General features: G+C 57.5%; 25 protein-coding genes and 2 pseudogenes. 17 read left to right on the top strand and 10 right to left on the bottom strand.

Translation table 11 applies throughout. The features are described 5' to 3' along the window. Positions 1–434 precede the first annotated feature (434 nt). Complete coding sequence (gene acs / locus SB725_RS27560) at positions 435–2,390, bottom strand: acetate--CoA ligase (RefSeq protein WP_027923920.1); 1,956 nt, start codon at positions 2,388–2,390, stop codon at positions 435–437. A gap of 495 nt (positions 2,391–2,885) precedes the next feature. Between acs and SB725_RS27555 the strand changes: the two genes are divergently transcribed. From SB725_RS27555 to SB725_RS27520, 8 genes and pseudogenes are all read left to right on the top strand, one after another. After that, entirely contained in the window at positions 2,886–3,149 is a 264-nt protein-coding gene (locus SB725_RS27555) for a DUF2790 domain-containing protein (RefSeq protein WP_027923919.1), read from the top strand. Between the two features lie 188 nt (positions 3,150–3,337). Further along, the gene (locus tag SB725_RS27550; RefSeq protein WP_027923918.1) at positions 3,338–3,652 is read left to right on the top strand and encodes a hypothetical protein; all 315 of its coding nucleotides are present in this window, start codon (positions 3,338–3,340) and stop codon (positions 3,650–3,652) included. 517 nt (positions 3,653–4,169) lie between these two features. Further along, a complete protein-coding gene (locus SB725_RS27545) occupies positions 4,170–5,420 on the top strand; it encodes a ribonucleotide-diphosphate reductase subunit beta (protein WP_007943877.1) in 1,251 nt (416 codons plus the stop codon). Between the two features lie 416 nt (positions 5,421–5,836). Further along, on the top strand, positions 5,837–6,370 hold the full coding sequence (locus tag SB725_RS27540; protein WP_027923917.1) for a Bro-N domain-containing protein: 534 nt from the start codon (positions 5,837–5,839) through the stop codon (positions 6,368–6,370). 110 nt (positions 6,371–6,480) lie between these two features. After that, positions 6,481–7,194 carry an HNH endonuclease gene (locus tag SB725_RS27535; protein ID WP_027923916.1) on the top strand — a complete coding sequence of 238 codons (714 nt, stop codon included), beginning with the start codon at positions 6,481–6,483 and terminating at the stop codon, positions 7,192–7,194. A 191-nt stretch (positions 7,195–7,385) separates the two neighbouring features. After that, positions 7,386–8,576, top strand: a pseudogene (locus tag SB725_RS27530) (S-type pyocin domain-containing protein). A gap of 10 nt (positions 8,577–8,586) precedes the next feature. Continuing rightward, positions 8,587–8,838, top strand: a complete 252-nt coding sequence (locus tag SB725_RS27525; RefSeq protein ID WP_059182295.1) for a pyocin S6 family toxin immunity protein — start codon at positions 8,587–8,589, stop codon at positions 8,836–8,838. A gap of 50 nt (positions 8,839–8,888) precedes the next feature. After that, positions 8,889–9,128, top strand: a pseudogene (locus SB725_RS27520) (toxin); the annotation flags it as partial. 68 nt (positions 9,129–9,196) lie between these two features. Here SB725_RS27520 and SB725_RS27515 read toward each other — a convergent pair. Continuing rightward, positions 9,197–9,724 carry a hypothetical protein gene (locus tag SB725_RS27515; protein WP_027923913.1) on the bottom strand — a complete coding sequence of 176 codons (528 nt, stop codon included), beginning with the start codon at positions 9,722–9,724 and terminating at the stop codon, positions 9,197–9,199. Positions 9,725–9,769: 45 nt separating this feature from the next. Beyond that, a complete protein-coding gene (gene arsA, locus SB725_RS27510) occupies positions 9,770–11,527 on the bottom strand; it encodes an arsenical pump-driving ATPase (protein WP_410922889.1) in 1,758 nt (585 codons plus the stop codon). Between the two features lie 148 nt (positions 11,528–11,675). On the opposite strand from arsA, the gene SB725_RS27505 reads away from it, so the two are divergent. Next, positions 11,676–12,680 carry a hypothetical protein gene (locus SB725_RS27505; protein ID WP_410922888.1) on the top strand — a complete coding sequence of 335 codons (1,005 nt, stop codon included), beginning with the start codon at positions 11,676–11,678 and terminating at the stop codon, positions 12,678–12,680. Here the strand turns inward: SB725_RS27505 and SB725_RS27500 are convergent. The 3 genes from SB725_RS27500 to SB725_RS27490 form a co-directional block, all read right to left on the bottom strand. Continuing rightward, the gene (locus SB725_RS27500; RefSeq protein ID WP_410922887.1) at positions 12,666–13,502 is read right to left on the bottom strand and encodes a hypothetical protein; all 837 of its coding nucleotides are present in this window, start codon (positions 13,500–13,502) and stop codon (positions 12,666–12,668) included. The two genes, SB725_RS27505 and SB725_RS27500, sit on opposite strands and share 15 nt — an antisense overlap. A gap of 87 nt (positions 13,503–13,589) precedes the next feature. After that, positions 13,590–13,838: a hypothetical protein gene (locus SB725_RS27495; RefSeq protein ID WP_410922886.1), complete on the bottom strand. Its 249-nt coding sequence runs from the start codon at positions 13,836–13,838 to the stop codon at positions 13,590–13,592. 101 nt (positions 13,839–13,939) lie between these two features. Next, entirely contained in the window at positions 13,940–14,755 is an 816-nt protein-coding gene (locus SB725_RS27490) for a sulfite exporter TauE/SafE family protein (protein WP_410922885.1), read from the bottom strand. Positions 14,756–14,867: 112 nt separating this feature from the next. On the opposite strand from SB725_RS27490, the gene SB725_RS27485 reads away from it, so the two are divergent. The 3 genes from SB725_RS27485 (at position 14,868) to SB725_RS27475 (ending at position 16,331) form a co-directional block, all read left to right on the top strand. After that, on the top strand, positions 14,868–15,635 hold the full coding sequence (locus SB725_RS27485; protein ID WP_410922884.1) for an AraC family transcriptional regulator: 768 nt from the start codon (positions 14,868–14,870) through the stop codon (positions 15,633–15,635). Between the two features lie 94 nt (positions 15,636–15,729). Continuing rightward, positions 15,730–16,047 carry a helix-turn-helix domain-containing protein gene (locus SB725_RS27480; protein WP_027923907.1) on the top strand — a complete coding sequence of 106 codons (318 nt, stop codon included), beginning with the start codon at positions 15,730–15,732 and terminating at the stop codon, positions 16,045–16,047. Between the two features lie 11 nt (positions 16,048–16,058). Continuing rightward, positions 16,059–16,331, top strand: a complete 273-nt coding sequence (locus tag SB725_RS27475; RefSeq protein WP_155953731.1) for an XRE family transcriptional regulator — start codon at positions 16,059–16,061, stop codon at positions 16,329–16,331. Between the two features lie 43 nt (positions 16,332–16,374). Here SB725_RS27475 and SB725_RS27470 read toward each other — a convergent pair whose 3' ends face one another. Both SB725_RS27470 and SB725_RS27465 read right to left on the bottom strand, forming a co-directional pair. Further along, positions 16,375–17,904 (bottom strand): amidase family protein, encoded by a 1,530-nt coding sequence (locus SB725_RS27470; RefSeq protein ID WP_410922882.1) that lies wholly within the window; start codon positions 17,902–17,904, stop codon positions 16,375–16,377. A 113-nt stretch (positions 17,905–18,017) separates the two neighbouring features. Further along, positions 18,018–19,094, bottom strand: coding sequence for an MBL fold metallo-hydrolase (locus tag SB725_RS27465; RefSeq protein ID WP_027923904.1), 1,077 nt, complete (start codon positions 19,092–19,094; stop codon positions 18,018–18,020). Positions 19,095–19,308: 214 nt separating this feature from the next. Between SB725_RS27465 and SB725_RS27460 the strand changes: the two genes are divergently transcribed. Both SB725_RS27460 and SB725_RS27455 read left to right on the top strand, forming a co-directional pair. Next, entirely contained in the window at positions 19,309–19,926 is a 618-nt protein-coding gene (locus SB725_RS27460; RefSeq protein ID WP_027923903.1) for a TetR/AcrR family transcriptional regulator, read from the top strand. A gap of 120 nt (positions 19,927–20,046) precedes the next feature. Then, entirely contained in the window at positions 20,047–20,580 is a 534-nt protein-coding gene (locus SB725_RS27455; RefSeq protein ID WP_027923902.1) for a DUF1003 domain-containing protein, read from the top strand. 7 nt (positions 20,581–20,587) lie between these two features. On the opposite strand, the gene SB725_RS27450 is transcribed toward SB725_RS27455, so the two are convergent. Beyond that, on the bottom strand, positions 20,588–21,529 hold the full coding sequence (locus tag SB725_RS27450; RefSeq protein WP_194940647.1) for a LysR family transcriptional regulator: 942 nt from the start codon (positions 21,527–21,529) through the stop codon (positions 20,588–20,590). Positions 21,530–21,544: 15 nt separating this feature from the next. Between SB725_RS27450 and SB725_RS27445 the strand changes: the two genes are divergently transcribed. Beyond that, positions 21,545–22,243: a CTP synthase gene (locus SB725_RS27445; RefSeq protein WP_410922881.1), complete on the top strand. Its 699-nt coding sequence runs from the start codon at positions 21,545–21,547 to the stop codon at positions 22,241–22,243. A gap of 5 nt (positions 22,244–22,248) precedes the next feature. Continuing rightward, complete coding sequence (locus tag SB725_RS27440; RefSeq protein WP_027923899.1) at positions 22,249–22,557, top strand: antibiotic biosynthesis monooxygenase family protein; 309 nt, start codon at positions 22,249–22,251, stop codon at positions 22,555–22,557. A gap of 116 nt (positions 22,558–22,673) precedes the next feature. Here SB725_RS27440 and SB725_RS27435 read toward each other — a convergent pair whose 3' ends face one another. After that, positions 22,674–23,000 (bottom strand): DUF2025 family protein, encoded by a 327-nt coding sequence (locus tag SB725_RS27435; protein WP_027923898.1) that lies wholly within the window; start codon positions 22,998–23,000, stop codon positions 22,674–22,676. Positions 23,001–23,237: 237 nt separating this feature from the next. On the opposite strand from SB725_RS27435, the gene SB725_RS27430 reads away from it, so the two are divergent. Then, the gene (locus tag SB725_RS27430; protein WP_410922880.1) at positions 23,238–24,365 is read left to right on the top strand and encodes a glycerophosphodiester phosphodiesterase; all 1,128 of its coding nucleotides are present in this window, start codon (positions 23,238–23,240) and stop codon (positions 24,363–24,365) included. Positions 24,366–24,410 lie beyond the last annotated feature (45 nt).

Raw genomic sequence — 24,410 nt, 5'->3', positions numbered from 1 at the left:
CCGATCTACGTTGCAAATTGCGGGCCTATTATTGGCAAACCCTTCTAATCCGGCAAGCTTGGCGTTATGTCTTATTTTTCCAGGGGGCTTGGGAGGCGTGGGAATGGGGTTTTGCGTTTCCCAATACCCCGGATTGGCACGAGCGGTTACACATTCAGTTACTTGAAGGAGGATGGGTAACAGTGGGAAAGGACCGACAACTGAGTCCGATAATTATTGGCTGTTGTTTATGGGGTGCCTGACCTGACCCCATCGCGGGCAAGCCTGCTCCCACAGCGGTCTCTATTGCTCACAAACTCCATGCCCACTAAAGATCCCTGTGGGAGCGGGCTTGCCCGCGATGGGGCCGGGGCTGCTCACGCAAAAATATCAGGCAATAAAAAACCCCACCAGGCTCACCACCTGGCGGGGTTTCATGCCTCAAGACCCGCTACTTAAGCAACGTTCATGGTCTTGTGCGTATCAATCAAATGCTGCACCACTCCCGGATCCGCCAGGGTCGAGATATCCCCCAACCCGTCGTATTCAGCCGTGGCGATCTTGCGCAGAATCCGGCGCATGATCTTGCCCGAACGGGTTTTCGGCAGCCCAGGTGCCCACTGAATCACATCCGGCGAGGCGATCGGACCAATCTCCTTGCGCACCCAGTTTTTCAGTTCCAGACGCAGCTGCTCGCTCGGCTCTTCGCCATTTTTCAGGGTTACGTAGACATAAATGCCCTGCCCCTTGATGTCGTGCGGCACGCCGACCACTGCCGCTTCGGCGACTTTCGGGTGCGCAACCATCGCGCTTTCGATCTCGGCGGTGCCCATGCGGTGGCCAGACACGTTGAGCACGTCATCCACGCGACCCGTGATCCAGTAGTAACCATCCGCATCACGACGCGCACCGTCACCGGTGAAATACATACCGCGGAAGGTCTTGAAGTAGGTATCGACGAAACGGTCATGGTCGCCGTACAGCGTACGGGCCTGACCCGGCCACGAATCGAGAATCACCAGGTTGCCCTCGGCAACGCCCTCGATGATGTTACCGAGGTTGTCCACCAGCGCCGGCACCACACCGAAGAATGGACGCGCCGCCGAACCCGGCTTGAGCGCGTGAGCGCCCGGCAGTGGGCTCATCATGTTGCCGCCGGTTTCGGTCTGCCACCAAGTGTCGACGATCGGGCAACGGGACTTGCCGACATTCTTGTAGTACCAATCCCAGGCTTCCGGGTTGATCGGCTCGCCGACCGAACCGAGCAGGCGCAGGCTGCTGCCGTCAGCCCCCTCAACCGCCGCAGTGCCCGACGCCATCATCGCGCGGATCGCCGTCGGTGCGGTGTAGAGGATGTTGACCTTGTGCTTGTCGACGATCTTCGCCACCCGGGTGATGTCCGGATAGTTCGGCACGCCTTCGAACAGCAGCGTGGTCGCGCCATTGGCCAGCGGACCGTAGACGATGTAGCTGTGACCGGTGACCCAGCCAACGTCAGCGGTGCACCAGTAGATTTCGCCCGGACGGTAGTCGAACACGCGCTCGTGGGTCATCGCCGCATACAACAGATAACCGCCGGTGGTGTGCTGCACGCCCTTAGGCTTGCCGGTCGAACCGGAGGTGTAAAGGATGAACAGCGCTTCTTCGGCGCCCATCTCTTTCGGCGCGCAGACACTGCCCGCTACTTTCATGAGGTCTTCAAACCAGATGTCGCGGTGCTGGTTCCACTTGATGTCGCCACCGGTGCGCTTGCACACGATGACTTTCTGGATGCTGCTGGTTTCCGGGTTGGTCAGCGCGTCGTCGACGTTGGTCTTGAGCGGGATCTTCTTGCCGGCACGAATACCTTCGTCAGCGGTGATCACCACTTTGGATTTGCAGTCGATGATGCGACCGGCCAGGGCTTCCGGCGAGAAACCACCGAACACCACCGAGTGAATCGCGCCGATCCGGGTGCAGGCCAGCATGGCGACCACGGCTTCGGGGATCATCGGCATATAGATAGTCACCACGTCGCCGCGGTGCACATCCTGGCCGCGCAAGGCGTTGGCGAATTTGCAGACTTGTTCGTGCAACTCGCGGTAGGTGATGTTGCGGCTTTCGGAAGGGTCATCCCCTTCCCAGATGATCGCGATTTGATCGCCGCGCTCGGCCAGATGACGGTCGAGGCAGTTGTAGGAAACGTTCAGGGTGCCGTCGGCGAACCATTTAATGTCGACATGGTGATCGTCGAAGGACGTCTGCTTCACCGTGGTGAAAGGCTTGATCCAGTCGAGGCGCTTGGCTTGCTCGCGCCAGAAGCCGTCCGGGTTGACGACCGACTGCTGGTACATGGCCTTGTAGGTCGCCTCGTCAGTCAGCGTGTTAGCCAGGACCTCGGGACGAACGGGATACAGGGAAGCCGCACTCATCTTTCTTACCTCGGTGGAATAGTTGTTTTTGTATGGCCCCAGTTGTAGCTGGGCCGGGCCTATAGAACCATTCGACGATGGTAGTAACAAGCCCCTACAAAATGTCCTGAAAAGCCCGCAACCCCAACTACCACGCCTCTTTCAGGGTGTTTCAACCCCCAGTCACAATGCGGTCTGTAGCCGCTGGCGAAGCCTGCGTCCGGCTGCACAGCAGTCGAACGCAGGCTTCGCCAGCGGCTACAAGTCGTACGTCGTCGTAGATAGATGGGGCTGTTTTCGTGGATTGTTACGAAATCTGTCAAAGGTGTTTATCAAATCCACGGCTATATGATTGAAACCCCTACGCCTAAAATCTGCCACGCCAACAAGGCAATCTGATTAACCAAGTTGCAGCCCCCACGAAGGCAGTTAATCAAACACTCCGGTACCCAAGCTCCACACGCAACCCCACAAAGGTTGCGTGACCCCATTCGACCTCTAAAAGGTAAATTTGAAATGAAAGCTTTATTAGTTCTGGCCCTCAGCAGCCTGTGCGCAACCGCCATGGCAGACGAGGTTCCGACTGATGTCGCACAGCAACAACCGGTAGTTGAGGAATACACTTACTCCACCCATCTGGACATCGCCAAAGTTGTTTCCATGAGCGAAGTACCGAATGTATGTGAAGTTGTCCCGATGAAAATGGAATACGAAGACTCCAAGGGCCAACACCATATTCTGAGCTACACCATGATGGGTAACGGCTGCTCCAATGGCTGATCATTCGCCCGCCTTTTAACGGTTCGACCCATCCGCCCCGCCCTTTCAAGGCAGATGCAGCGCCGAACCTAATACATCTATTTATTCGATTGTTTTAAGCATTTATTTGCGCTTTTCAATCAAATTAGTTGGCGTAGCATTCATTCCATACCCAAGGCACAAAACGCCAACAAACCTGGAGCACGACCATGAAAACCAAACTGATCCTCGCCCTGACCCTTTCTGTCCTGGCTGCCAACACTTTCGCTGCTGACGGTTTCGACCGCACCGGCTCGGCTGCCCACACCGCACAAGCAGCTGTCGCTTCTGATGGATACGACCACACCGGTTCGGCTTCCTTTGCCGCCGATGGTGCCGATCACATCGGTGCAGGCAAGCTGGCTTCGGATGGCTTTGATCACACAGGCGCCGCCAAAGTCGCTGCTGACGGCTTCGATCGCACCGGTTCGGCCAAAGTCGCCGCCGATGGTGCTGATCACGTCGGTGCAGCACGCCTGAGCTGATCATCGAGCCTGACTTCACAGCCCGGCTTCGGCCGGGCTTAGTTGTGTCTTGAACCACCGAAAACCGATTCAAAACACAACATGTAGTGAAAAACCGCTTTTTTTGCCTATTTTTTGAACAAAAAAGTAGTGCGTCAAAATTTATGAAAAAAAATCTGCACCGGCGATATCCAGCCAAAGCCCTATAAACCCTCGCTCCGACCGAAAAACCTGCCTTCTCGTCCGCTCCATGCGCGGATTCGCCCCACCACGGCCGCAAAAATTTCCCTATAATGCCGGCTTAAACGGGCCTGCAATATTCCCTTACAGGGATAACAGCCAGTCTGAAGCCCACGCCGACGTCCTCACCGATTTCTGCGCCCCTCAGAGGCTCTCGGAACCCCGTACAAAATTATGTTTATTTGCCTGCGTGTACCGCTGCAAAAAACGCTATCCAACGCGGCCAGTACGGCCGTGTGAAAAACAACCGATCAGTTTTCACACGGGCATCTGGCCCTCACGCAGGAGACGACACGTCATGCTGAGCTGGGACGAATTCGACAAAGAAGACAGCGGCGAAGCCGTGGTAAAAGGCGCTAACGCCGGCCACGCGACCGAAGCCAACATGGACCGACTCGACACCGCTGGTGGTGTCGCCGCTCAAGAAGCTCGCGCCGTTACCGCGAACGACTCTGCCGCCATCGCCCGTGCCAAAGCTGCCCTGGACACCCTCGACGTCGCCGAAGGCCTCGCCGAACTCGAAGGCGCCTCTGCTCGCGTCGCTGTCGACGAAAAGCGCATGATCAACTGCCGCGCCGACCTCAACCAACTCGTACCGTTCAAGTACGACTGGGCCTGGCAGAAGTATCTGGACGGTTGCGCAAACCACTGGATGCCGCAAGAAGTCAACATGACCGCCGACATCGCCCTCTGGAAAGACCCGGAAGGCCTGACCGACGACGAGCGCCGCATCGTCATGCGCAACCTCGGCTTCTTCTCCACCGCCGACTCCCTGGTTGCCAACAACCTGGTCCTGGCCGTTTACCGCCTGATCACCAACCCGGAATGCCGCCAGTACATCCTGCGCCAGGCCTTCGAAGAGGCGATCCACACCCACGCCTACCAGTACTGCATCGAATCGTTGGCCATGGATGAAGGCGAGATCTTCAACATGTACCACGAGATCCCATCGGTCGCGAAAAAAGCCACCTGGGGCCTCAAATACACCCGTTCGATCTCCGATCCGAAGTTCGAAACCGGCACCGTCGAAACCGACAAAGAACTGCTGCGCAACCTGATCGCCTACTACTGCGTTCTGGAAGGCATCTTCTTCTACTGCGGCTTCACCCAGATCCTCTCCATGGGCCGCCGCAACAAAATGACCGGCGTCGCCGAGCAGTTCCAGTACATCCTGCGCGACGAATCCATGCACCTGAACTTCGGCATCGACGTGATCAACCAGATCAAAATCGAAAACCCGCACTTGTGGGATGCCGAGATGAAGGAAGAAGCTTCGCAGATGATTCTGCAGGGCACTCAGCTGGAGATCGAATACGCACGTGACACCATGCCTCGCGGCGTGTTGGGCATGAACGCGGCGATGATGGAGGACTACCTGAAGTTCATCGCTAACCGTCGCCTGTCGCAGATCGGTCTTAAAGAAGAGTATCCAGGCACGACTAACCCGTTCCCTTGGATGAGCGAGATTATGGACTTGAAGAAAGAGAAGAATTTCTTTGAGACTCGGGTAATCGAATACCAAACTGGTGGTGCGCTTAGCTGGGATTGATTTCCGAGCTCACCGCGATTTGACGATTGCCGTCTGAATCGACAAATCTGAAAAGCAAAAGCCCCGATCTGATCGGGGCTTTTTTATGAGTGATGGGTAGTCCTTTTCCATCCCTACACCACAACGCAAAATCTCCTACATCACTTGCAGCCGTATCCGCATTGATGCCAGCTCAAAGCACCTCTAAGCTCCATTGCAGGTGCCTAAGAAACGCCCAACGTAGAAAGCTTTGCCAATCACTCAGAGATGCAATCACCTTAAGGTGGATTGTCGTTTGGAGGTGTGATGGCGTGGCACGTTGGGATTTCTTTAGTCCATTCTACGTTGGGTTCAGGCCCTCAAAAATCTAAACGTAGAGGTCATGGATATGCCTAAACTTTATCGACAGCTTGCTCTCGAAACCCTGGAGATCAGCGATGTCTGATCCCTTCTCTGTAACTGTTTTCTCCCGCCACAACCTCACCCTCCACGCCCTCCTCCTGGAAAATCAGCCCTGGTTTTGCGCCCGCGATTTCGGTCGGTTAATGGGTTTTCATCTGAATGATCGGGTGGTCAGCAAACTCGACGAAGATCAGCGGAATACGTTGTTGATTGAATACTACGGGCAAGCGGAAAGACGGCTGATGCTCAGCGAGTCCGGCGTGTATGCATTGTTGGTATATCACTACACGCCGGGGAATAGGCTGTTGCGGGGGTGGCTAACTCATCAAGTGGTGCCGGCATTACGCGATTCAAGCCAATCAAAGAATACGGATCGACCCATGCTGAGTTTGTTGGATTGGCCGGAAATGTCGTTGAGTCTGTTGCATTGGCAGGATGAAGGCTGGATTCGGCTGCGGGATATGCCTTATCTGTTGCTCAATCGCACACGGCGGCGGGTGCCGGTGGTGAAGCCTTGGTGGCGGAAGGTTTTGGAGTTGTTTCAGTCTTCAAAGCATTCGGTGGGTTAGCCTTTGTAGGACCAACCGAAAGAAGCGCCGGTCTTATCTGTAGGAATTTTCGTAGACAGTCGTAATGGCCACTCAGTATCGTCCGAGGGTATTCAGCCCTCGGCGATTGTATGGACACGGAAAAGAGCAACAGCGATTGGACTGACATTGAGATTCAGGCTGCGGTCGATGCCTATCTCAACATGTTGTCCCGCGAGCAGAGCGGTCAGAAAGTCGTTAAGACTGAGGAGAACCGCATCCTACGTGAGGGAGCCTTAGCCGGTCGGACCAAAGGGTCGGTTGAGTTTCGGATGCAGAACATCTCTACCGTGCTGGAGGAGTTGGGTCGAGATCGCATTGCAGGTTACAAACCCGCCAAGAATGTCGGCGCGAATGTTGCGCGAAGCATTCGAGAAGCGCTCAACGCTCCAAGTACGTTGACCCCTGAGGATTTTGTCCCGACAGCGGACGAGGCAACGCTGGAACAGCGATCGGCCAAACTTGAAAAACAACCGATTAAAGACGTGCCGAAAGGGATTGAGAGACCAGAACAGACTCAGTCCAGCGGAAAGTCTTTTGTTCGCGATCCTGGGGTGAGAGCTTGGGTTCGCCAGCAGGCTAACGGTAGATGCGAAGGCTGTGGCGAGCCCGCTCCGTTCGAAAAGGATGGCAGGCCGTTTCTTGAGGTCCACCACGTTAAGCATTTAGCGCAGGACGGTTCAGATCGTCCGAGTAATGCCGTGGCCCTGTGCCCGAACTGTCATCGACGTTGTCACCACTCGGGTGACCGGGATGAGTTCACTGCCTCACTGTTCCAGAAGGTGGAACGGTTGAAGTTTGAGTGATTTTTCTTGGAAAATTCTATAGGCACGTGTGCATGAAGATGGCGAGCCATAAGGATTGCGCTGCCCTCCAATAAAAAGAGAAAACGCCTAGAGTCATCCAGGACCCGTCCTACAGCCACGATCAGCCACGTTCGTTAACGTCGCGCAGCTCCTTTTCCAGGGCTGCCGATGGATGAACGAAAGGATGATCAGTGGCTGGCAACAAGGACATTCCGCGGATTAAGAATCCGCCCTCCGGTGATGGGCATCACGTCACCTACCGTTACATGACGGCCACCGAATTGGCCGAGCGGGACGCAAGGCAAAAAGCCTACGAGGCCATGCTGGGCAGGCAAGACGCCTTCGAACGCAGCCGTCAGGTCATAGCGGAAAAGCAAAGGCCGGCACAAGCGGGATGTGTCTTCGCTAAGTCCTGCAACCTGCCGGACGCCATCATCGAATACTCGAATCCTTCGGGTGTTGTGCCGACCGACAGTCTCAAGAATTACGGCGAAATTGCCTGGCTCGGCGCTCGTGATGTAGACGATGCCGGGCTGCTGAATCTCGAAACCATCAGTGGCAGTACCGTCTCACTCGGCATCGGTCGACTGGCACTTAGAGCCCCCGCTCTCGCTGTACCTTTATTGGCACTTGAGGCTGCCACTGCCGCCACATTGGCCGGTGTCGTCGCGTTGTTCTGGACGCCAAGCCTGGGTGATAGCGCGCTCTATACCGAAGATCAACTGCGTGCCTTGAAACAGGCCAGAACCCGCGTTCGTTTGCAGGTCGAGCAACAGGCTGATGGCAGCCTCAAGGGCTACGGCTTTTACACCGGCAAGAACCGTGATTGGGAAATGGTCGATGTCGTGCAGTTCACACTGCGCGGCAGCCAGCAGGTGGCGGATCTAGGGGAGGGTGTTGAGCTGATCTGGACGCCAGCCGTGGATGGCTCGGACATCCTCGGGATTCCTGCGCTGGAGGCGGCACCCCAGGCGCCGCATATTTAGGTGTATCCGCCGACGCCGGCGGCGGCCAGCATTATTGTGAACCCGGTGTATCCGCCGGAGTACAAGGATTTCATTCTGGTGTTTCCGGCTGATTCAGGGATTAGGCCGGTTTACATTGTTCTCAGTCAATCCGGTGATCATTCGTATTATGACCACCCGAAAACGCTTCCCGCATTCCCAGATACTGCCCGCGTAAAGTCGAAGTCATCTGTTCAAGGGGGAGGAAGGAAACGCGCTCGTTGGGTTGACAGTAAGGGGCGAATTTATGAATGGGACTACAAAAGTAATGCTGTGGAAAAATACGACAAACTCGGGGTCCATTTAGGCGAATTCAACCACATCACAGGCGAGCAAACAAAACCTGCGAAACCAGGCAGAAAAACTTCAAGAAATTAAGGAATACAGCATGCGCTACCTTTTAATAACTGGCTTTTATCCGGATGACAAGCAGGACGACTCCTTGCAGTTTGAGCTGGATATCGAAGGAAATGAACTCAATGAGAAAGTTGCGCATTTGATTGAATCGAAGCCACTTAATGAAGTGGAACCAGGAGAGCTACTTTTAAACGAAGATCAGGTAATGGCACTATCAAGACTTCTGGGCATCAGTTTCCCAGAGGGTTTAGAGTACTTTATGGGGACTTGCTCCAAGCAATGAAACCCAATGTGACAACCCTCCGGTGATGGGCATGACGTCACCATCCGAACCTGATTCTGCTAGCTGCTCGCGAAGCGGACGAATCAGGTGCTGTGCCACTGAAAAAGATCAGTGGCACAGCGATTCCCGTCGGTCTGGGCTCTCTCGCCTTGGCCGGCTCAGCATTCGCCGCAGGCACCGTCGCAGCAGCGCTGGTTGGTCTCGTAGCGTTGGTCACACCCTCGAATCTGGGCGACAGCTCGCTTTACACCGAACACCAACTCCGTTCGCTCAAACAGGCCCGCATCCGAGCTCCGTTTGAAAAGGCTCTAAAACGTTGTTACCCAGCCTAAGCCGATGGCCACCCATGCTCCCTCGTTCACTTGTTCATCATCTCGCTATGATGTGCGTCGCCTTCCATCGCGTCCTTGCCATGGTCGGAAAGCTGGGCATCAAACCACTGGTGAAGCGCCGCTACCAAGGCTGGATCCGAGGTCTTGAAGGCCAATTCGGCTCCGCCTTCGATGTCTTTGTAGGTGATCGCCATTTGCCCAGGCTTGGCCGCTTTCAGGTCCGCCAGGCCAGGCATGTCTTGGCCATGGATGTGCGCCGGGCCTGAGAAGTCGCCCTTGAGAAACCGCTCGCGGATGTCTTGAAGGTGCTGGCGAACCCACTGCACTTGGGCAGCATCCGCAGGCTGTTTGGCGACCACTTGCTGAATTCCGCCTTCGGCGGTCTTGGTAAAGACATGGGTCGTCGCTGCGAGACTGAACGGCATGACATCCTTGCCGCGACCTGCAACCTCGGCTTGCCGTTGTGCGTCATCGTTCGAATGGTTCGTGGTCTGAGCGTAAAGGTTCGCAGCAAGCGCCGAGAGAACGATTGAGGCGATGGCGGTTTTTAGCACGGTCTTTCTCCGATGTGGGAAGGGCGTTAAGCCGATGCTGACGCGTCAATCCAGCAGGCGCTTGAGCGCTGCGACCCCAACAGGTGGCTCCGCCGTCCAGGGCACCACGATGACATCGTGGCTGGTTTGGCCTGCAACCCGCGCCATCTGCTTGCGCTCACTGTCCAGGCGCGCTCGCAGCAGCGGGTCATCGGTGTCTGTCGCCAATAGAGACTTATTGACCACCCAGGCAAACGGTTCGATTTTGGCCCTGCGCAAGTCATCCTGCAGTGCCGCCGCCTGAGACACCGGTGTGGCTTCGGGCAACGTCACCAGGATGATTTTGGTGTAGTGCGCATCTTGCAGGCGCATCAAAGGCGTGACGATGTGGTCCGAGGCGCCGTTGAATTCCCGAACCATCTGGCGGTGATAGGCGCCTGTGGCATCCATCAATAGCAGTGAGTGACCCGTGGGGGCGGTATCGAGCACCACGAACGACGTTCTGGCTTGAGCAACCACGCGGGAGAACGCGTGGAAGACCGCGACCTCTTCGGTGCAGGGGGATCGTAGATCCTCGATGAGCAAGGCTATTTCATCGTCCGTCAGGGTCGGCGCGCGGGAGGCCACGATCTTGTCCACGTATTTTTGGGTCTCGACCTTGGGGTCGATGCGGCCAACGTCGAGCCCTTGCACATCGGCGTTGAGGGTCGCCGCCAGATGCGCCGCAGGGTCCGTGGTGCTCAGGTGCACGGACTTGCCGTGCTGCACCAGACCCAGGGCGATGGCGGCGGCAATGGTGGTTTTGCCTACTCCGCCTTTGCCCATGACCATGATCAACCCGCGTTCGTCCTTCGCAAGCTCGGCAACCAGTTCCGAGAGGGTGTGATGCTCCAGGGGTGAGCGCGTTTGTGTTGCAGCCGTTGTTGGCCTGGCAAGTTCCGGGGAAAGCAGACCGCGGAGCGCGGGCAAGCCAACGGAATCTATAGCCTTGAGCGAAATGTAGTCGGCTGAAAGCTGGCGCAGCGACGTGGGCATCTCGTCGAGCGCCTGCTGGCCGATCGCTTCGATGGCGGCTGCGATCGGGTCATTCAAGTCGCTGCGTTTGAACACAGCGTTCACCACTAAACGCTGGTTTTCCAGACCCAACTCACGGAGCTCGTCGGAGGAACGCGCGGCCTCGCCCAGTGCGCCTTTGTCAGGGCGAGCCACTAGCACGACGGTGGTCAGGGCTGGATTGTTGAGCGCCGCCAACGCCTGATTGAAAAGTTGCTCCTGCATTTTCAACCCCGAGTGCGGCCCCAGGCATGACGCACCACGATCATTGCCTTCCAAAAATCCGCTCCACGCTTTGGGCAGGCTCAACAGCCTGAGCGTATGCCCCGTGGGTGCGGTATCGAACACCACATGATCATAGGCCGCGCCGCCCTGTGACAGGAGATGGGAGAACTCATCGAACGTTGCGATTTCGGTCGTGCACGCTCCCGAGAGTTGCTCACGCACCAGAGCAATATCTTGATCGCTGGCCTGGGAGCCCATTTGCTCGACCACCCGGGCCCGGTAGTCGATGGCAGCGGTCCCGGGGTCGATGTTGAGCACGAACATTCCAGGCACATTCGGCACCGCTACAGGCTGATTGCTCAGCTCGACACCGAGCATCTCATCAAGGTTCGAGGCCGCGTCTGTGCTGACCAGCAGCACCTTCTTGCCTGCATCAGCCAAGGCGATTGATACCGCTGTGGAAACCGACGTTTTGCCAACCCCGCCCTTGCCAGTGAAGAACATATATTTGGTGGGTTGAGCGAGCAGTTTGATGGTGGACTGCATGGCACGCTAGCCTCGCTGCGGAGCACAATTGAGGCTCAGAGTTTAGACCGATGTTCAGCACATCCAACTTTATCTGGAAAACAGTCAGTGCAACCCGCCGCAGCTCCCGCTATTAATACCCTTCCCCACTCAAGGACCCGAGCCTGCCATGAAATTCGACCTCGCCTATTGCCTCAGCCTCGACGACAAGCTGTCGATCTATGACGTGCGCGATCTGAATTTCGACGAAACCATGGCGTTCGACTCCGCCAAAGAGCACTTCCAGTGCCCCAACGATGCCTGTCGCTTGGCGTTCGATGCGGCCAATGTGCTGACAACCTTCAACGCCAAAAACGTGAATTACGTCCGCACCCCGCACTTCAAGAACACCCCCGGCACCCGGCACATGGCAGATTGTCCTTATGCCAGTCTCAAAGCCTCGGCGTCTGGTGTGGACGCGGACGGTGCGGAAACGGATGACAGTCGCGAGGAGCATTTCCCGTCGGAGTTGTTACTGACCCGGCGTCAGTATGTGCGTCAACCATCGAACCCGGCGGGGACGGCGGATGAAGTTCGAGACATCCCGAAAACCGTTTCGGCGGACCATCACACAGAGCACCCGACCCGCGAATCAGCACCCGACAAGACCAGTGTCTTCGCCCACCCGGTAGAGTGTTTTGTGTCGAACTTCAAGGACAAGGAGTTGCTCAAGCGCATGCCGCTGAAGATTGGCGAGCACACGGCGCCTTATGGGTCGTTCTTCAAGAAGATCGAATACCTGACGGACAACAAGGGGCTGATTTACTGGGGCAAGATCAAGGAGATCAAGGATTACACCCAGAGCTTTCGCATCGATTTCGAACAGAAGGTCTGGTTCAAGCAGGCGGATGAGGCGAAGAAGAAGCCGTATTCAGTCAACGTTTACCTGAGCAAGAAGCTGATCGACAACTACCGCAAGCGCAAAGCGTTTCTGGAAGAGATCAAGCACGCCATCGAGAGCGGCAAGGATTTGTATTGCTTCTTTTATGGCGTGACGCCGGAGTTGAAGCAGGTGCCGAGCAAGAAAAACCCCGAGCAGACGTTCGGGGTGTTCAGTGCGAATATCGAGAACCTGGATCACTTTAATATTCGGGAAGCGCCGGGGTTGGCGGGTACGCAATCAGGGCAGCTGTAGCGCAACGCCGCCGGGGTGTTGCTTGATCAGGCTATACGGCAGGACACCCCAGCCCACATTTCCACACACTGCGGCCACGTGAGGAAAGGACGGATCTAACTTGATCCCCTGCTCGGTGAAATACCAGGAAGGAAAACTCCAGCGGTCCTCGTCATCGTAGTCGCAGTCGTCGTCCCCTTCTGGCGTGACCGTCATTTGATTGGGATAGAGATTAAGCAATTGAGCCACCAGCCACGGCGCCAGCTCTTTGCCGCGGTAATCAGAATAGGCACTGAATGACTCAGACGAAGAAATGTAGGCGTCGTAGTTTTCCTCGTAGTGCAGCGGTTTTCCCTGTCCCACCCACAGCACGTCATCAAGCGTCAGAGATTGGCCCGTTTTAGCATCCAGGTTGAGTGAGTCATTGACCTGATCCGGGTAAGCACCGCCACAGAAGTACTCGGTTGAGACACGGACGCTCATGACGTTCGGCGTCATCCACAGAGGCTGGCTCGTCTGTGCGTAGTAGGCGTCAGCGTAGTTAGCGAAGCATCCGTAATACCCCACAACCTCCTGCCACAAACGGGCCATCAATTGCTGATTGATACGCTTACGCTCCTCAGCGTTGTAGCCCGAAACCACTTCAAACAGCTCGGCTTTAGATTGTGGGTCGCGCCACCATTGCAGCGTGTAACCCATGAAGGTTTCAGTCTTGCCTTGTGTAAGCTTCATACCCTGCAAGCGTAGGTATTCATAAGGCGCCTTGTCGTGAAGCCTGGCGAGATAGGGCAAGGTGTCAGCGGGAATCTGAGGAAGGTTCGCTGGCTGCAGATCAATCTTCAAGACTTTGCCTTTAGGGCTAGTCCATTCTCCGGACCAGCCGCTGGACTTTGGTTGTAAGCGAATTGTCGGAAAAGGTTTGTGCTCTCCCTATCGCTGGTCACCCTCTTCCAGCACAAGTGCTTTTCCTTCCTTTGAGCCACTAAGCACCAAGTCCTTGCGGTACTTTTGGTAAAAGTAACGACCCTCACTGCCATCGGCGCTCACCTCCAGCACAATCGGCATTTTTCCCAGAGTCCCGGTATAGACCTGCCTGCCGCTGTCGGCCCACAACATCGTAGAAAACGTGGAGCACACCAATACGACAATGCCAGCAAGACGAAACAGTCCTTTAAACATCAAATCATCCTTGAATGCAGCAAGTATTGGCTCGCAAGAAAGAGCGGCGGATTATGGCGAACCCGTGTTCGAGAATCGATAAAAAGCTGACTTGATAACGATCAGCTCAGGCACATGCTGACCATCACCAACACCAGCAACCCCACATAGACCTGCGCATGCACCCGATCCGGTATCCGCCCGATCCACGGTGTGGCCAACCGAATCCCCACCAACGATCCCATCGTCAACACCGCAAACGCCAGCAGATCCACATAGCCGATAAACCACGGCCCCAGATCAAACTCAGCAAACCCCGCCATCGCCATGTAAGTCAGCGTCCCGGCCAACGCCACCGGCAGGCTCAACGGATTGGCCATGGACGTCGCCTGACTCATGCTCAGCCCACAGCGTCGCAACAACGGTACGGTCATGACGCTGCCACCCACGCCGAGAAACGTTGCGATCACGCCGATTCCTGCGCCACCACCCGACACTTCTGCCCTCCCCAATCGTCGTGGGATTGCGGTGTCGGACGCTGTCAGAAAACCACGTCGGAACAGGCAATCCACAATGGTCACGCCCAGGTACGCGATGAAGGCATAACGAATCACCTCACCACTTACCCACATCGCGGCGAGCGCTCCGAGGATTGCGCCCAGGCCGATGAACCCGCCCAGCGGCCACACATAATGACGAACGAGATTGCCGGCGCGACGGTGTTTGCCAGTGGCGATCAGTGCGTTGACGATCATCACACAGGTCGAAGTCGCCACGGCAATGTGCATCGCCGATTGGCCTATGGGATCGTCGGCGCCATGGCTGGCGGTGAGCATGCGGTAGAGCAATGGCACGACGACGAAGCCGCCGCCAAAACCGAACAACACAGCAGTGACGCCAGTCATGCACCCGAAAAATGCCAGCAGGAGATAAAACATTGCGCGTCGTCCGTTGGTTGAAAGCGGTCGACGATAGAGCGATGCGCCTTGGCCTGCTTCAGCAAGTCAGCCAATAATGTTCGCGTTTACGCCAACTGCTGGAAGCCGCTCGATGCGCAATGTTTCGATTGATCTACTGGATGACACGCCTCGCCCGGTGGTGGCGATCGGCACGGATTATTCCCACGGCCATGTGTTGCCTCGTCATACACATCGGCGGGCGCAGTTGTTGTATGGCGCCACCGGGGTGATGCAGGTCAGCACGCATGACGGCAATTGGGTGGTGCCGCCACAGCGGGCGGTGTGGATTCCGGCGGGGGTGGCGCATGAGGTGTTGATGCTGGGGGTCAGCACATGCAGTTTGTACATCGAACCTGGTGCGGTTCACCTGGGGTCGCGTTGCCAGGTGATCAATGTGTCGCCGTTGATGCGGCACTTGTTGATGGAGGCGGTGGAGATCCCACTGGTGTACGACGAGGCCAGGCGCGATGGCGCGCTGATCGACTTGCTGCTGCATGAACTGGCGCGCAGTGCTCACTTGCCGCTGCACATTCCTTTACCGGTCGATGCGCGGTTGCTGGGGTTGTGCCAAGGCTTTTTGCAGCGGCCCGATGCGCATCAATCGCCGCAGCAATGGGCCGATCAATTGCACATCAGCTTGCGCACGTTCAATCGGCTGTTCCGCCAGCAGACTGGCCTCAGTTTCAGCCAATGGCGCCAGCGGGCCTGTGTGGTGTTGGCCCTGGCGCGGTTGGCGGCGGGGACGCCGGTGACGCGGATTGCGCTGGATTTCGGTTATGACAGCCCTGCGGCATTCTCGACCATGTTTCGCCGCCTATTGGGGCAAGCACCGTCCGTCTGGATGGAGGGGGCGACATAGCAAAAATCAAAAAATGAGTTTGATCCGGGCGCAAAACAACTGTACAAAACAACAGTACTTTTTTGGATTAGCACTCTCGAGCCCGGAGAACACCATGGCCTCTATTGCGATGAAAATCACCCTGGAACGTATCGCCCTTTTCCAATTCACCCCGGCCCATTGCGCCCAGGCCCGAGCGATGCTGGGTTGGAGCGTGGAAGAGCTCTCGGAGGAATCCGGTGTCTCCGTGGACGCCATTGTGCGATTCGAGGCCGAACGCGATGTGCTGGATGTCACCCGGCTGGCGTTGGCGTATCGGTTTGAATCGGAAGGCCTGGTGTTCTTCCCCGGATTTGCGCCGGGTCGAGGGATGAATGTGAAAGGGTCGACGCCTGATCCGGTGGGTCGGGCGGACTACGCGATGGTTGAGTGAGGAGTCAGCAGATGAATGGAATCAATGAATGCGACAGGCGCGGTCATCCGTCTTTGGGTGATATCGATGCGGGGCAGATGAGGGCAAAGGCCGAATACCTCATGAAGATTGGCATGCTGCTGGATATCGGTCAGTTGGGCAAGGCGGAAGCGGCGCAAAGGCTGGGGCTGTCAGCCGGGGAGCTGGATGAAATTCTCGGTGGGAACGTTCGCGATCTGACAGTGGCGAAGATTGTGGGCCGCTCCATGGCAAGCGGCCCGACGGTGGAGGATCAGGCGTTCTGATGCCTGACTTGATCACGCCGAAATGACCGTCTCCGTTAAGACCCTACTGCTCTTCAAAAGCCGGATTCTGGCGTTCTAACGATGCTTGCTCATAGCTGTAAGCCAGCGCCAGCAGTTGGGGTTCACTCCAGCGCTGGCCGAAAAAGAACACAGACGTCGGCTGCCCATCACTGCTCATGCCCGACGGGACGGTAATGGCGGGGTAACCGGCGACGGCGGCGCTGAATTGCGAGTAGCCATCGGCATCGGCGAACAATGCGTCCAGGTGATGTTCAGTCATTTGCTCATCAATGGCAGCCTTGAAACTGGCATTGAGGATGCCGAACATCTCGGCGGCCTGCGAGGGGGTCATGTCCAGTTCGTTGATGTCGTTCAGCATTTGCTGCCCGTAGCCTTCGGCGCCCGGGTTAAGTGCGTTGAAGTCGATCAACTGTTGAAGCGTCTGAATCGGCAAGCCTGAACGACTGGCCAGGTACTCGGGCAGTTCATGTTTCATGCCTGCCATGAGGGCGTTGAAGTAGCCATCGATATCAGGCAGTCGAAGTGTCAACGGCACCAGGGTCGCGCCTTGCTCTTCCAGTGTGGCCAGGGCAATCAGGAATTCAAAACCAGGTCGAAGAACAGTGCCGTTCGTGCCGACGTACTCAGTCGGGTAACCGATTCTTTTGCCTTGCAGCGCGTCGGAGGTAAGCAGCGCGGTGTAGTCAACGCCGACGGGGGCATCGCGGGTGACCGGGTCACTGGCGTCAACGCCTTGCAGGGCATTGAACATCAGCGCGGCATCGCGGACGGTCCGAGAGAGGGAGCCCGGCGTGTCTTGCAGACGTGTGATGGGAATGATGCCCGATCGGCTGAACAGACCCAACGTAGGCTTCACGCCCACCACGCCATTGGCCGAAGCAGGGCACGCGATGGAACCGTTGGTTTCGGTCCCCATGGCCAACGGTGCGAAACCGGCGGCAACACCGGCGGCTGAACCCGAGCTGGAACCGCAGATTTCGCCGTTCAACACGTGGGGATTTTTACCTTGGCCACCTCGGCCACTCCAACCGTGGGGCAAGCCCATTTCCCGGACGTAAGCCCATTCGCTCATGTTGGTTTTGCCGAGAATGACGGCACCTGCGTCACGCAACTGTTGGACCACAAACGCGTCGTTCGCAGCAGGCTGACCGACCATGGCCAAAGAACCCGCGCTCGTTTGCATCTGGTCCGCCGTGTCGATGTTGTCCTTGAGCAGAACGGGGATGCCGTGCAGCGGGCCACGCACTTTTCCGTCCTGACGCTCCTGGTCCAAGGCGCTGGCAATGTCGATGGCCTGGGGGTTGAGCTCGATAATCGCGTTGATCGACGGCCCTTGCTTATCCAGCGTGTGAATACGCGCCTGTAAATATTCCACCAGGGCGACAGAGGTGAGTTCGTTACGGGCCATTCGCTCGGTGAGCTCGCTGACGCTCGCATATTCGAGCGGCTGGGCAGTGACGGAGGCATTGTTGTCTGCCAATGCAGGCCCGGAGACCGATAGCAGAATGATCTGCGCCAGCGCCGTCATGCGGTTTTTTAAAATGTCCTTCATTTACAGCATCCTTGTTATGGCTAATCACGGGCGAGTCATTTCACCCGCCGCACAGCCTACCGAAACCGTAGGAAACGGCTGTCAGTCACAAGGAGCTGTCAATGTAGGAAACGTCACCCTGACTTGTAGCCGCTACAAGCCAAACGCCCTTCTTCCTTCACCGTACTTTCCATTTCCGACCACCATGCGGCCCCTCGCTGTGGGTACATGATGTTAAACGCCTCGCCCATTTGCGGCGTAGTGATCGACACATTGCGCTCCCAGGCCAACGCCAAAATCCGGTCGAAGGGCTCGAACCAGGGGTGCATCGACAAGTCGAAGGTGCCGTTGTGAATGGGCAGTAGCCAGCGTCCTTTGAGGTCGATGTGTGCCTGCAGGGTTTCTTCCGGCTGCATGTGAATGTGCGGCCATTCAACGTTGTAGGCGCCGGTTTCCATCAGCGTCAGGTCGAACGGGCCGTACTGTTCGCCGATGCGTTTGAAGCCGTCGAAATAGCCGCTGTCACCGCTGAAGAAGACCCGAGTGTCGCCGTCGATCATCACCCACGAGGCCCAAAGGGTGCTGTTGCCGTCGAACAAACCGCGCCCGGAAAAGTGTTGTGAAGGGGTGGCGATGAACTGGATGCCGTCGACCTCAGTGCCCTGCCACCAATCGAGTTGGCGCACTTTGCCGGCCTCCACGCCCCATTTGATCAGCGTGTCGCCGACGCCCAGCGGGGTAAGGAAGTACTTGGCCTTGTCCGCCAGTTTGAGTACCGCGCGATAGTCGAGGTGGTCGTAGTGATCGTGAGACAGGATCACCGCTTCAATCGGCGGCAATTCTTCCAGGCTGATCGGCGGCTGGTGGAAGCGCTTGGGGCCGGCCCATTGCACGGGTGAAGCGCGCTCGGCGAAGACCGGGTCGGTGATCCAGAATTTGTCCCGCAGCTTCAGCAGGACGGTGGAGTGGCCGAGGCGGTAGACGCTGTGGTTGGGCGCTGCGATCAACGCCGCCTGGGTCAGGGCTTGTACCGGCACTGAGGCCGCTGGGCGGCTATTGCGCGGTTTGTGGAAGATCATGCTCCACATGATGCGCAGCATTTTGTGAACGCCTTCACGTTGCACGGGCACATGGTTTTGAAAGCGCCCTAGTGCCTGATGAGAAGCTTCAGGCGTAGGGGCGTTATCCGCAGCGGAAGTAGAAGTGGCCATGACTGAGTGACTCCAGAAAAACCGCAAGATGGCAGTTCTTCACGGTGGGACGATAAATGGCCAAAGCACGCACGCATCAGCCGGAGATCTATTTTTCGCTGGGCAGGATTAACAAAACTTTACACTGCACAGTGTAGTTTCTAGGTTGCATCAAAGCCGATGACAAGTAAACTACCGAGTGTAACTTTCCTTTGCCTCTTGCCGAAGCGTACTTATGACAGCTCCACAGCGCCTCACCGACCGAAAACGTGCAGCCATTATCCAGGCGGCGATTGTCGAATTCCGTGCCAACGGTTTCGATATCACCAGCATGGACAAGATTGCCGCCACTGCCGGCGTGTCGAAGCGCACGGTGTACAACCACTTCCCGAGCAAGGAAGAGTTGTTTGCCGAAATCCTCAATCAATTGTGGGCGCGGGTACTGTCAGATCAGGAAACGTCCTACCGCCCTGACCTGCCCTTGCGCGACCAGATGCGCGTGATGTTGCAGGCGAAAATGCAGACGCTCGGCGATGACAATTTTCTCGACCTGGCGCGGGTGGCCATCGCCGCCACGATTCATTCGCCCGAGCGTGCGCAGAACATGGTCGCCAGAATGGGCCAGCGTGAAGAAGACCTGACCGTGTGGATTCGCACGGCACAGGCCGATGGTCGATTGAAACCGGTCGACCCCGCGTTTGCCGCCCAACAGATTCAGGGGATGCTCAAGTCCTTTGCGTTCTGGCCACAGATTTCCATGGGGTTGCCGGGGCTGTCACCGCAGATGCAGACCACCGTGGTGGAGTCGGCGCTGGACATGTTTCTGGCCTGTTATCAGGTCTGCGAAAAATGACACGGTCCCGCCCTTCCCCTGCAGGGCTCAGCGCTCAATAAATCAGTGCAATGTGTTTCAGAATGAAACTGGCGTGGGGGCTATAGTGAGCGTCAGTCCCAGCGCCATGCAGAGAGCATCATGACCACCCCAACCGCTGATAAAAAACCCGTCGTCGATCATTTACGCTTCCATCGCGCTCACGCCCACCTCGCGCCTACTTTCGGCAACGACAAATTTGCCCTGCGCGCCGAAGCCTTCGCGCGGTTCTTCGGCACGCCGACCTTTCTCGGGGCGCAGACGCTGATCGTGGCGGTGTGGATATGCCTCAATATCTTTGGCGTGACCCATTTCGACGTCTACCCGTTCATCCTGCTCAACCTGGCGTTCAGCCTGCAAGCGGCTTACGCCGCCCCACTGATTCTGCTGGCCCAGACCCGTCAGGCGGCGCGTGACAAAGCGCAATCCGATGCCGATGCGCAACACCGTGAGGCCATCGCCGTGGCCAACAGCGAACGTCAGGCCGAAGCTGCAAAAAACAACGCGCAATTGATGGAGTTGCTCGAACAAAACACCCGGCTCACCGAGATGACCAAGACCCTCACCGAGCGCATTGAAAACCTGACCTCGGAAATGCATCAGCACTTCGTGCGCAAAGAGCCGCCCAAGGTTTAACGCGCGCTCAAGGCAATCGCAGCGCCTGCCCCAACTCATCAAACAGCGTCACCACAGAGCGCAATGCGCGGCAGTCTGGACGGGTCAGCAGCCAGAGCGCGGTGTCGTAACCGTCCAGAGGAGCGGTCAGTGGCTGCAACGTGTCGCCGATCAAAAAGTCCGGCAAGGCCGCCACCCCTAACCCGGCCCGCACCAGCTCGGTCACTGACAGCATACTGTTGCAGCGATAGGCCGGCGTGACGCCCGGCAAGTGCTGACGCCGCCAGGCAACGGTGGGATGGTCAGGCAGGAAATCGTCAGGCGCGATCCAGGTCAGCGAAGCCAAATCTTCAGGGTCGACAGACTTCAGATACCGCTGACTGGCGCACACCCGATAGGAAATGTCCGCCAGACGTCGACCAACCAAATGCTCGGGCGGTGTGCGCGTCAGGCGCAACGCGATGTCAGCATCGCGGCGGCTGAGGTTGGCGAAGTCGTTGGAGGTGCTCAGCTCAATGGTTAGTGCCGGGTAGGACGGCATGAACTGCGCCAGCGCCGGCAGCAGCAACCCTTGCAGGACCGAATCGGTGCAGGTCAGGCGAACGGTGCCGCTGATGACTTCCCCGCCCTGCTCCACCCCGATTCGCGCCGCGTCCAACGCTTGTTCTGCGCGCTCGGCCTGCTCGGCCAAGGTTTGCGCGAGCGTCGTCGGCAAATACCCGGCGCGGCTCTTTTCGAACAGTTGTTGCCCCAATGCCGCTTCCAGTCGGCGGACGGCGCGAAACACCGTTGAAACGTCGACTTTCAGCAGGTTCGAGGCCCTGGACAGCGAACCGCCACGCACCAGCGCGAGGATCAGGGCCAGGTCGGGATAGTCCAGCCGATAGTGCGTCGCTGCATTGATCATTTGGGATAACGCCAATATTGAGTGCGTGAACGCCAATCTATAGTGGCTGCCAGGAATCAACAAGCCGAGAGAGCACTCATGGAAACCCCCTTAATCCGCATCGCCCTGATCGGCGACTACGACCCTCAAATCACCGCCCACCAAGCCATTCCCGTCGCCCTTGGCATGGCTGCCGAAGAGTTGAACCTGGACGTGCAATTCCAGTGGCTGGCCACTGACCAGATCAACGCCGACACACCGCTGCAAGGTTTCGAGGGTTTCTGGTGCGTGCCCGGGAGTCCTTATCGAGACATGGACGGGGCGTTACGGGCGATCCGCTTTGCCCGAGAGCAGCAACGGCCGTTCCTCGGCACCTGTGGCGGGTTTCAACATGCGGTTTTGGAGTACGCCCGCCATGTGTTGGGCTGGGAAGATGCCGAACACGGCGAGACGCATCCTGATGCCGCACGGGCGCTTCTGACCCCGCTGACCTGTTCGCTGGTAGAAGCGGTGGACAGCATTCATCTGGCTGTAGGTTCGTTGATCGCCAAGGCGTACGAAACGACTGCCATACGCGAAGGCTATCGCTGTCGCTTCGGTGTGAATCCTGAGTTCGAACGAGCGCTATTGGTCCAGCAGCTGCACGCCGTTGGCCATGATTCCCAAGGGGACTTGCGGGCGGTTGAGCTCAAGGGACATCCGTTCTTTGTCGCCACGTTGTTCCAGCCGGAACGTGCAGCGCTCAAGGGCGTTCTGCCGCCGCTGGTCCGCGCTTTCATCAAGGCTTGTGTGAGGTAGAAACCATGACGACGCCTTACTACGCGGTGATTTTCACCTCCCGGCGCACTGAAGGTGATCACGGTTACGCCGAGGCCGCCGAACGCATGGTGGAACTGGCTCGTGAGCAGCCGGGGTTTCTGGGTGTGGAATCGGCTCGGGGCGAGGATGGGCTCGGGATTACGGTTTCGTATTGGGCCAGTGAAGCGGCGATTCTGGCGTGGAAACATCATCCCGAGCACAGTCAGATTCGTGAGCGTGGGCGGTCGACGTGGTATGCGGAGTGTCAGACGCGGGTGTGCAGGGTTGAGCGGGATTATCGGTTTCAGCTCTGAGCGTTGTGGTGTCCTTTTGGACGCCATCGCGAGCAGGCTCACTCCTACAGGGGAACGCGTTTCAACTGTAGGAGTGAGCCTGCTTGCGATGAGGCCAGCCAAGGCTCCGCAAACCTTCAACCCCGGACAAGACTCCGCACCGCCGCAATCTGCGGCACGTCCCGCCGCTGCATATACACCCGCAACGGCTCGGTGATGTTGATGCGGTCATCAATATTCTGATCCAGCAGCAACTGAATCAACTCACGCTTGAGCGTCATGACCGGCCCCGGCCCTGGCGCCCAGACAAACTCGCTCACCGGAATGATGCCGTCATCGGCCACGTCCATGCCGAACGCGTCTTCGCTGAATCGAACGATGTAATGACCCGTCTTGCGATTGAGGCCGACGAAGCCGTTGAGTTGGTCGGCAGCCTGGCAGATGAGTTCGGAAGTGATGCGCATATAAACCTCACAAAAAGGTCGTTAACGACCGGTGATCGATGGTTTACACGCAAGGAAAACGACGCGGGTTTCCCTCTGCCGGGGAAACTGCCGCGGCCAAGAGTACTGCAAAGCAGCGCACACCGGCGCTGAAAAAATGAGCTTTAAACACGTTTATGTCGGTCTGGCGATAGCGCGAGCGGCGCTCAGTTGTTAAAAGGGACGTCTTTGAAAATCTCTCTGCGAAAGGATCTCGACATGCCGGTTACCTTCACCAAAAGCGCCCTGCTGCTGAGCCTGATGCTCGGCCTCGGCCAGGCACAGGCCGCCAGCGAGCCCAGCCCGACCGCTCTGGCCAGCCGTTTGGGCATTCCGCACCCGGCGGTAATCGCCCACCGCGGCGCGTCGTTCGATGCCCCCGAGTCCACCGCGCCCGCCTATAAACTGGCCCGCGACCTGGGCGCCGATTACCTGGAAATGGACCTGCAACGCAGCAAGGACGGCGTGCTGTTTGCCCTGCACGACAACAACCTGCAACGCACCACCGACGTCGCCACCCGGTTCCCGGATCGCAAGAACAGCCCGGCCAACGCGTTCACCATGGCCGAGCTGAAAACCCTCGACGCCGGCAGTTGGTTCAACACGGCTTACCCGGATCGCGCGCGTCCGTCCTACGCCGGGCTGAAAATCCTGACGCTGGACGAGATCATCGACATCGCCCAAGGCAACCCGCTGCACAAGCCGGGCTTGTACATCGAGACCAAAGAGCCGAAGCAATTCCCCGGCATCGAGCGCGACCTCAAGGACAAGTTGCAGGACCGAGGCTGGCTGAGCCCGGCCGGTTCGAAACTGGGGAAAAGTGATCTGGCGGTCGGCCAGGGCAAAGGCAAGGTCGTGCTGCAGACCTTCGAGAAGAGCAGCCTGGAACTGCTGCAAAAAGAAATGCCGAAAGTGCCGAAGATCCTGCTGCTGTGGGTCGGCGAAGGCAGCATCGAGCCGAAATCCAAAGTGACGTTCGCTGAATCTGGCGACAAGGACAAAGCCACTTATTACGCCAGGCAGGAACCGAAAGACAAAGCTGAATTTCAGCAATGGGTCGAGTACGCCAAGGCCCAGGGCGCTATCGGCACCGGCCCTTCCGCCGCACTGACCCAGGGTGGCGATCAAAGCTATTCGGACCTGGTGCAGCCGTGGATGAACCAGTTCACCCACGATCAGGGTTTGTTGGTGCACGTGTACACCATTGATGATGCGGTGGATTACCAGAAGGTGATGGATGCCGGGGTGGATGGAGTCTTTACTAACCGGGCCAGTGAGTTGTTGAAGTTCTATAAGCGGCCGGCGGCGGGGACGGTTGCGCAGTTGCTGCAGAATAACGGGTATTGATTCGGGACCGCGGTGCGGCTATCGCGGGCAAGCCACGCTCCCACA

The organism is Pseudomonas sp. SIMBA_041, from assembly GCF_046535095.1.
Classification (GTDB): domain Bacteria; phylum Pseudomonadota; class Gammaproteobacteria; order Pseudomonadales; family Pseudomonadaceae; genus Aquipseudomonas; species Aquipseudomonas mucoides.
The sequence above is the reverse complement of the archived record's forward strand: the minus strand, read 5'-3'. Positions and strand labels throughout refer to the sequence as shown.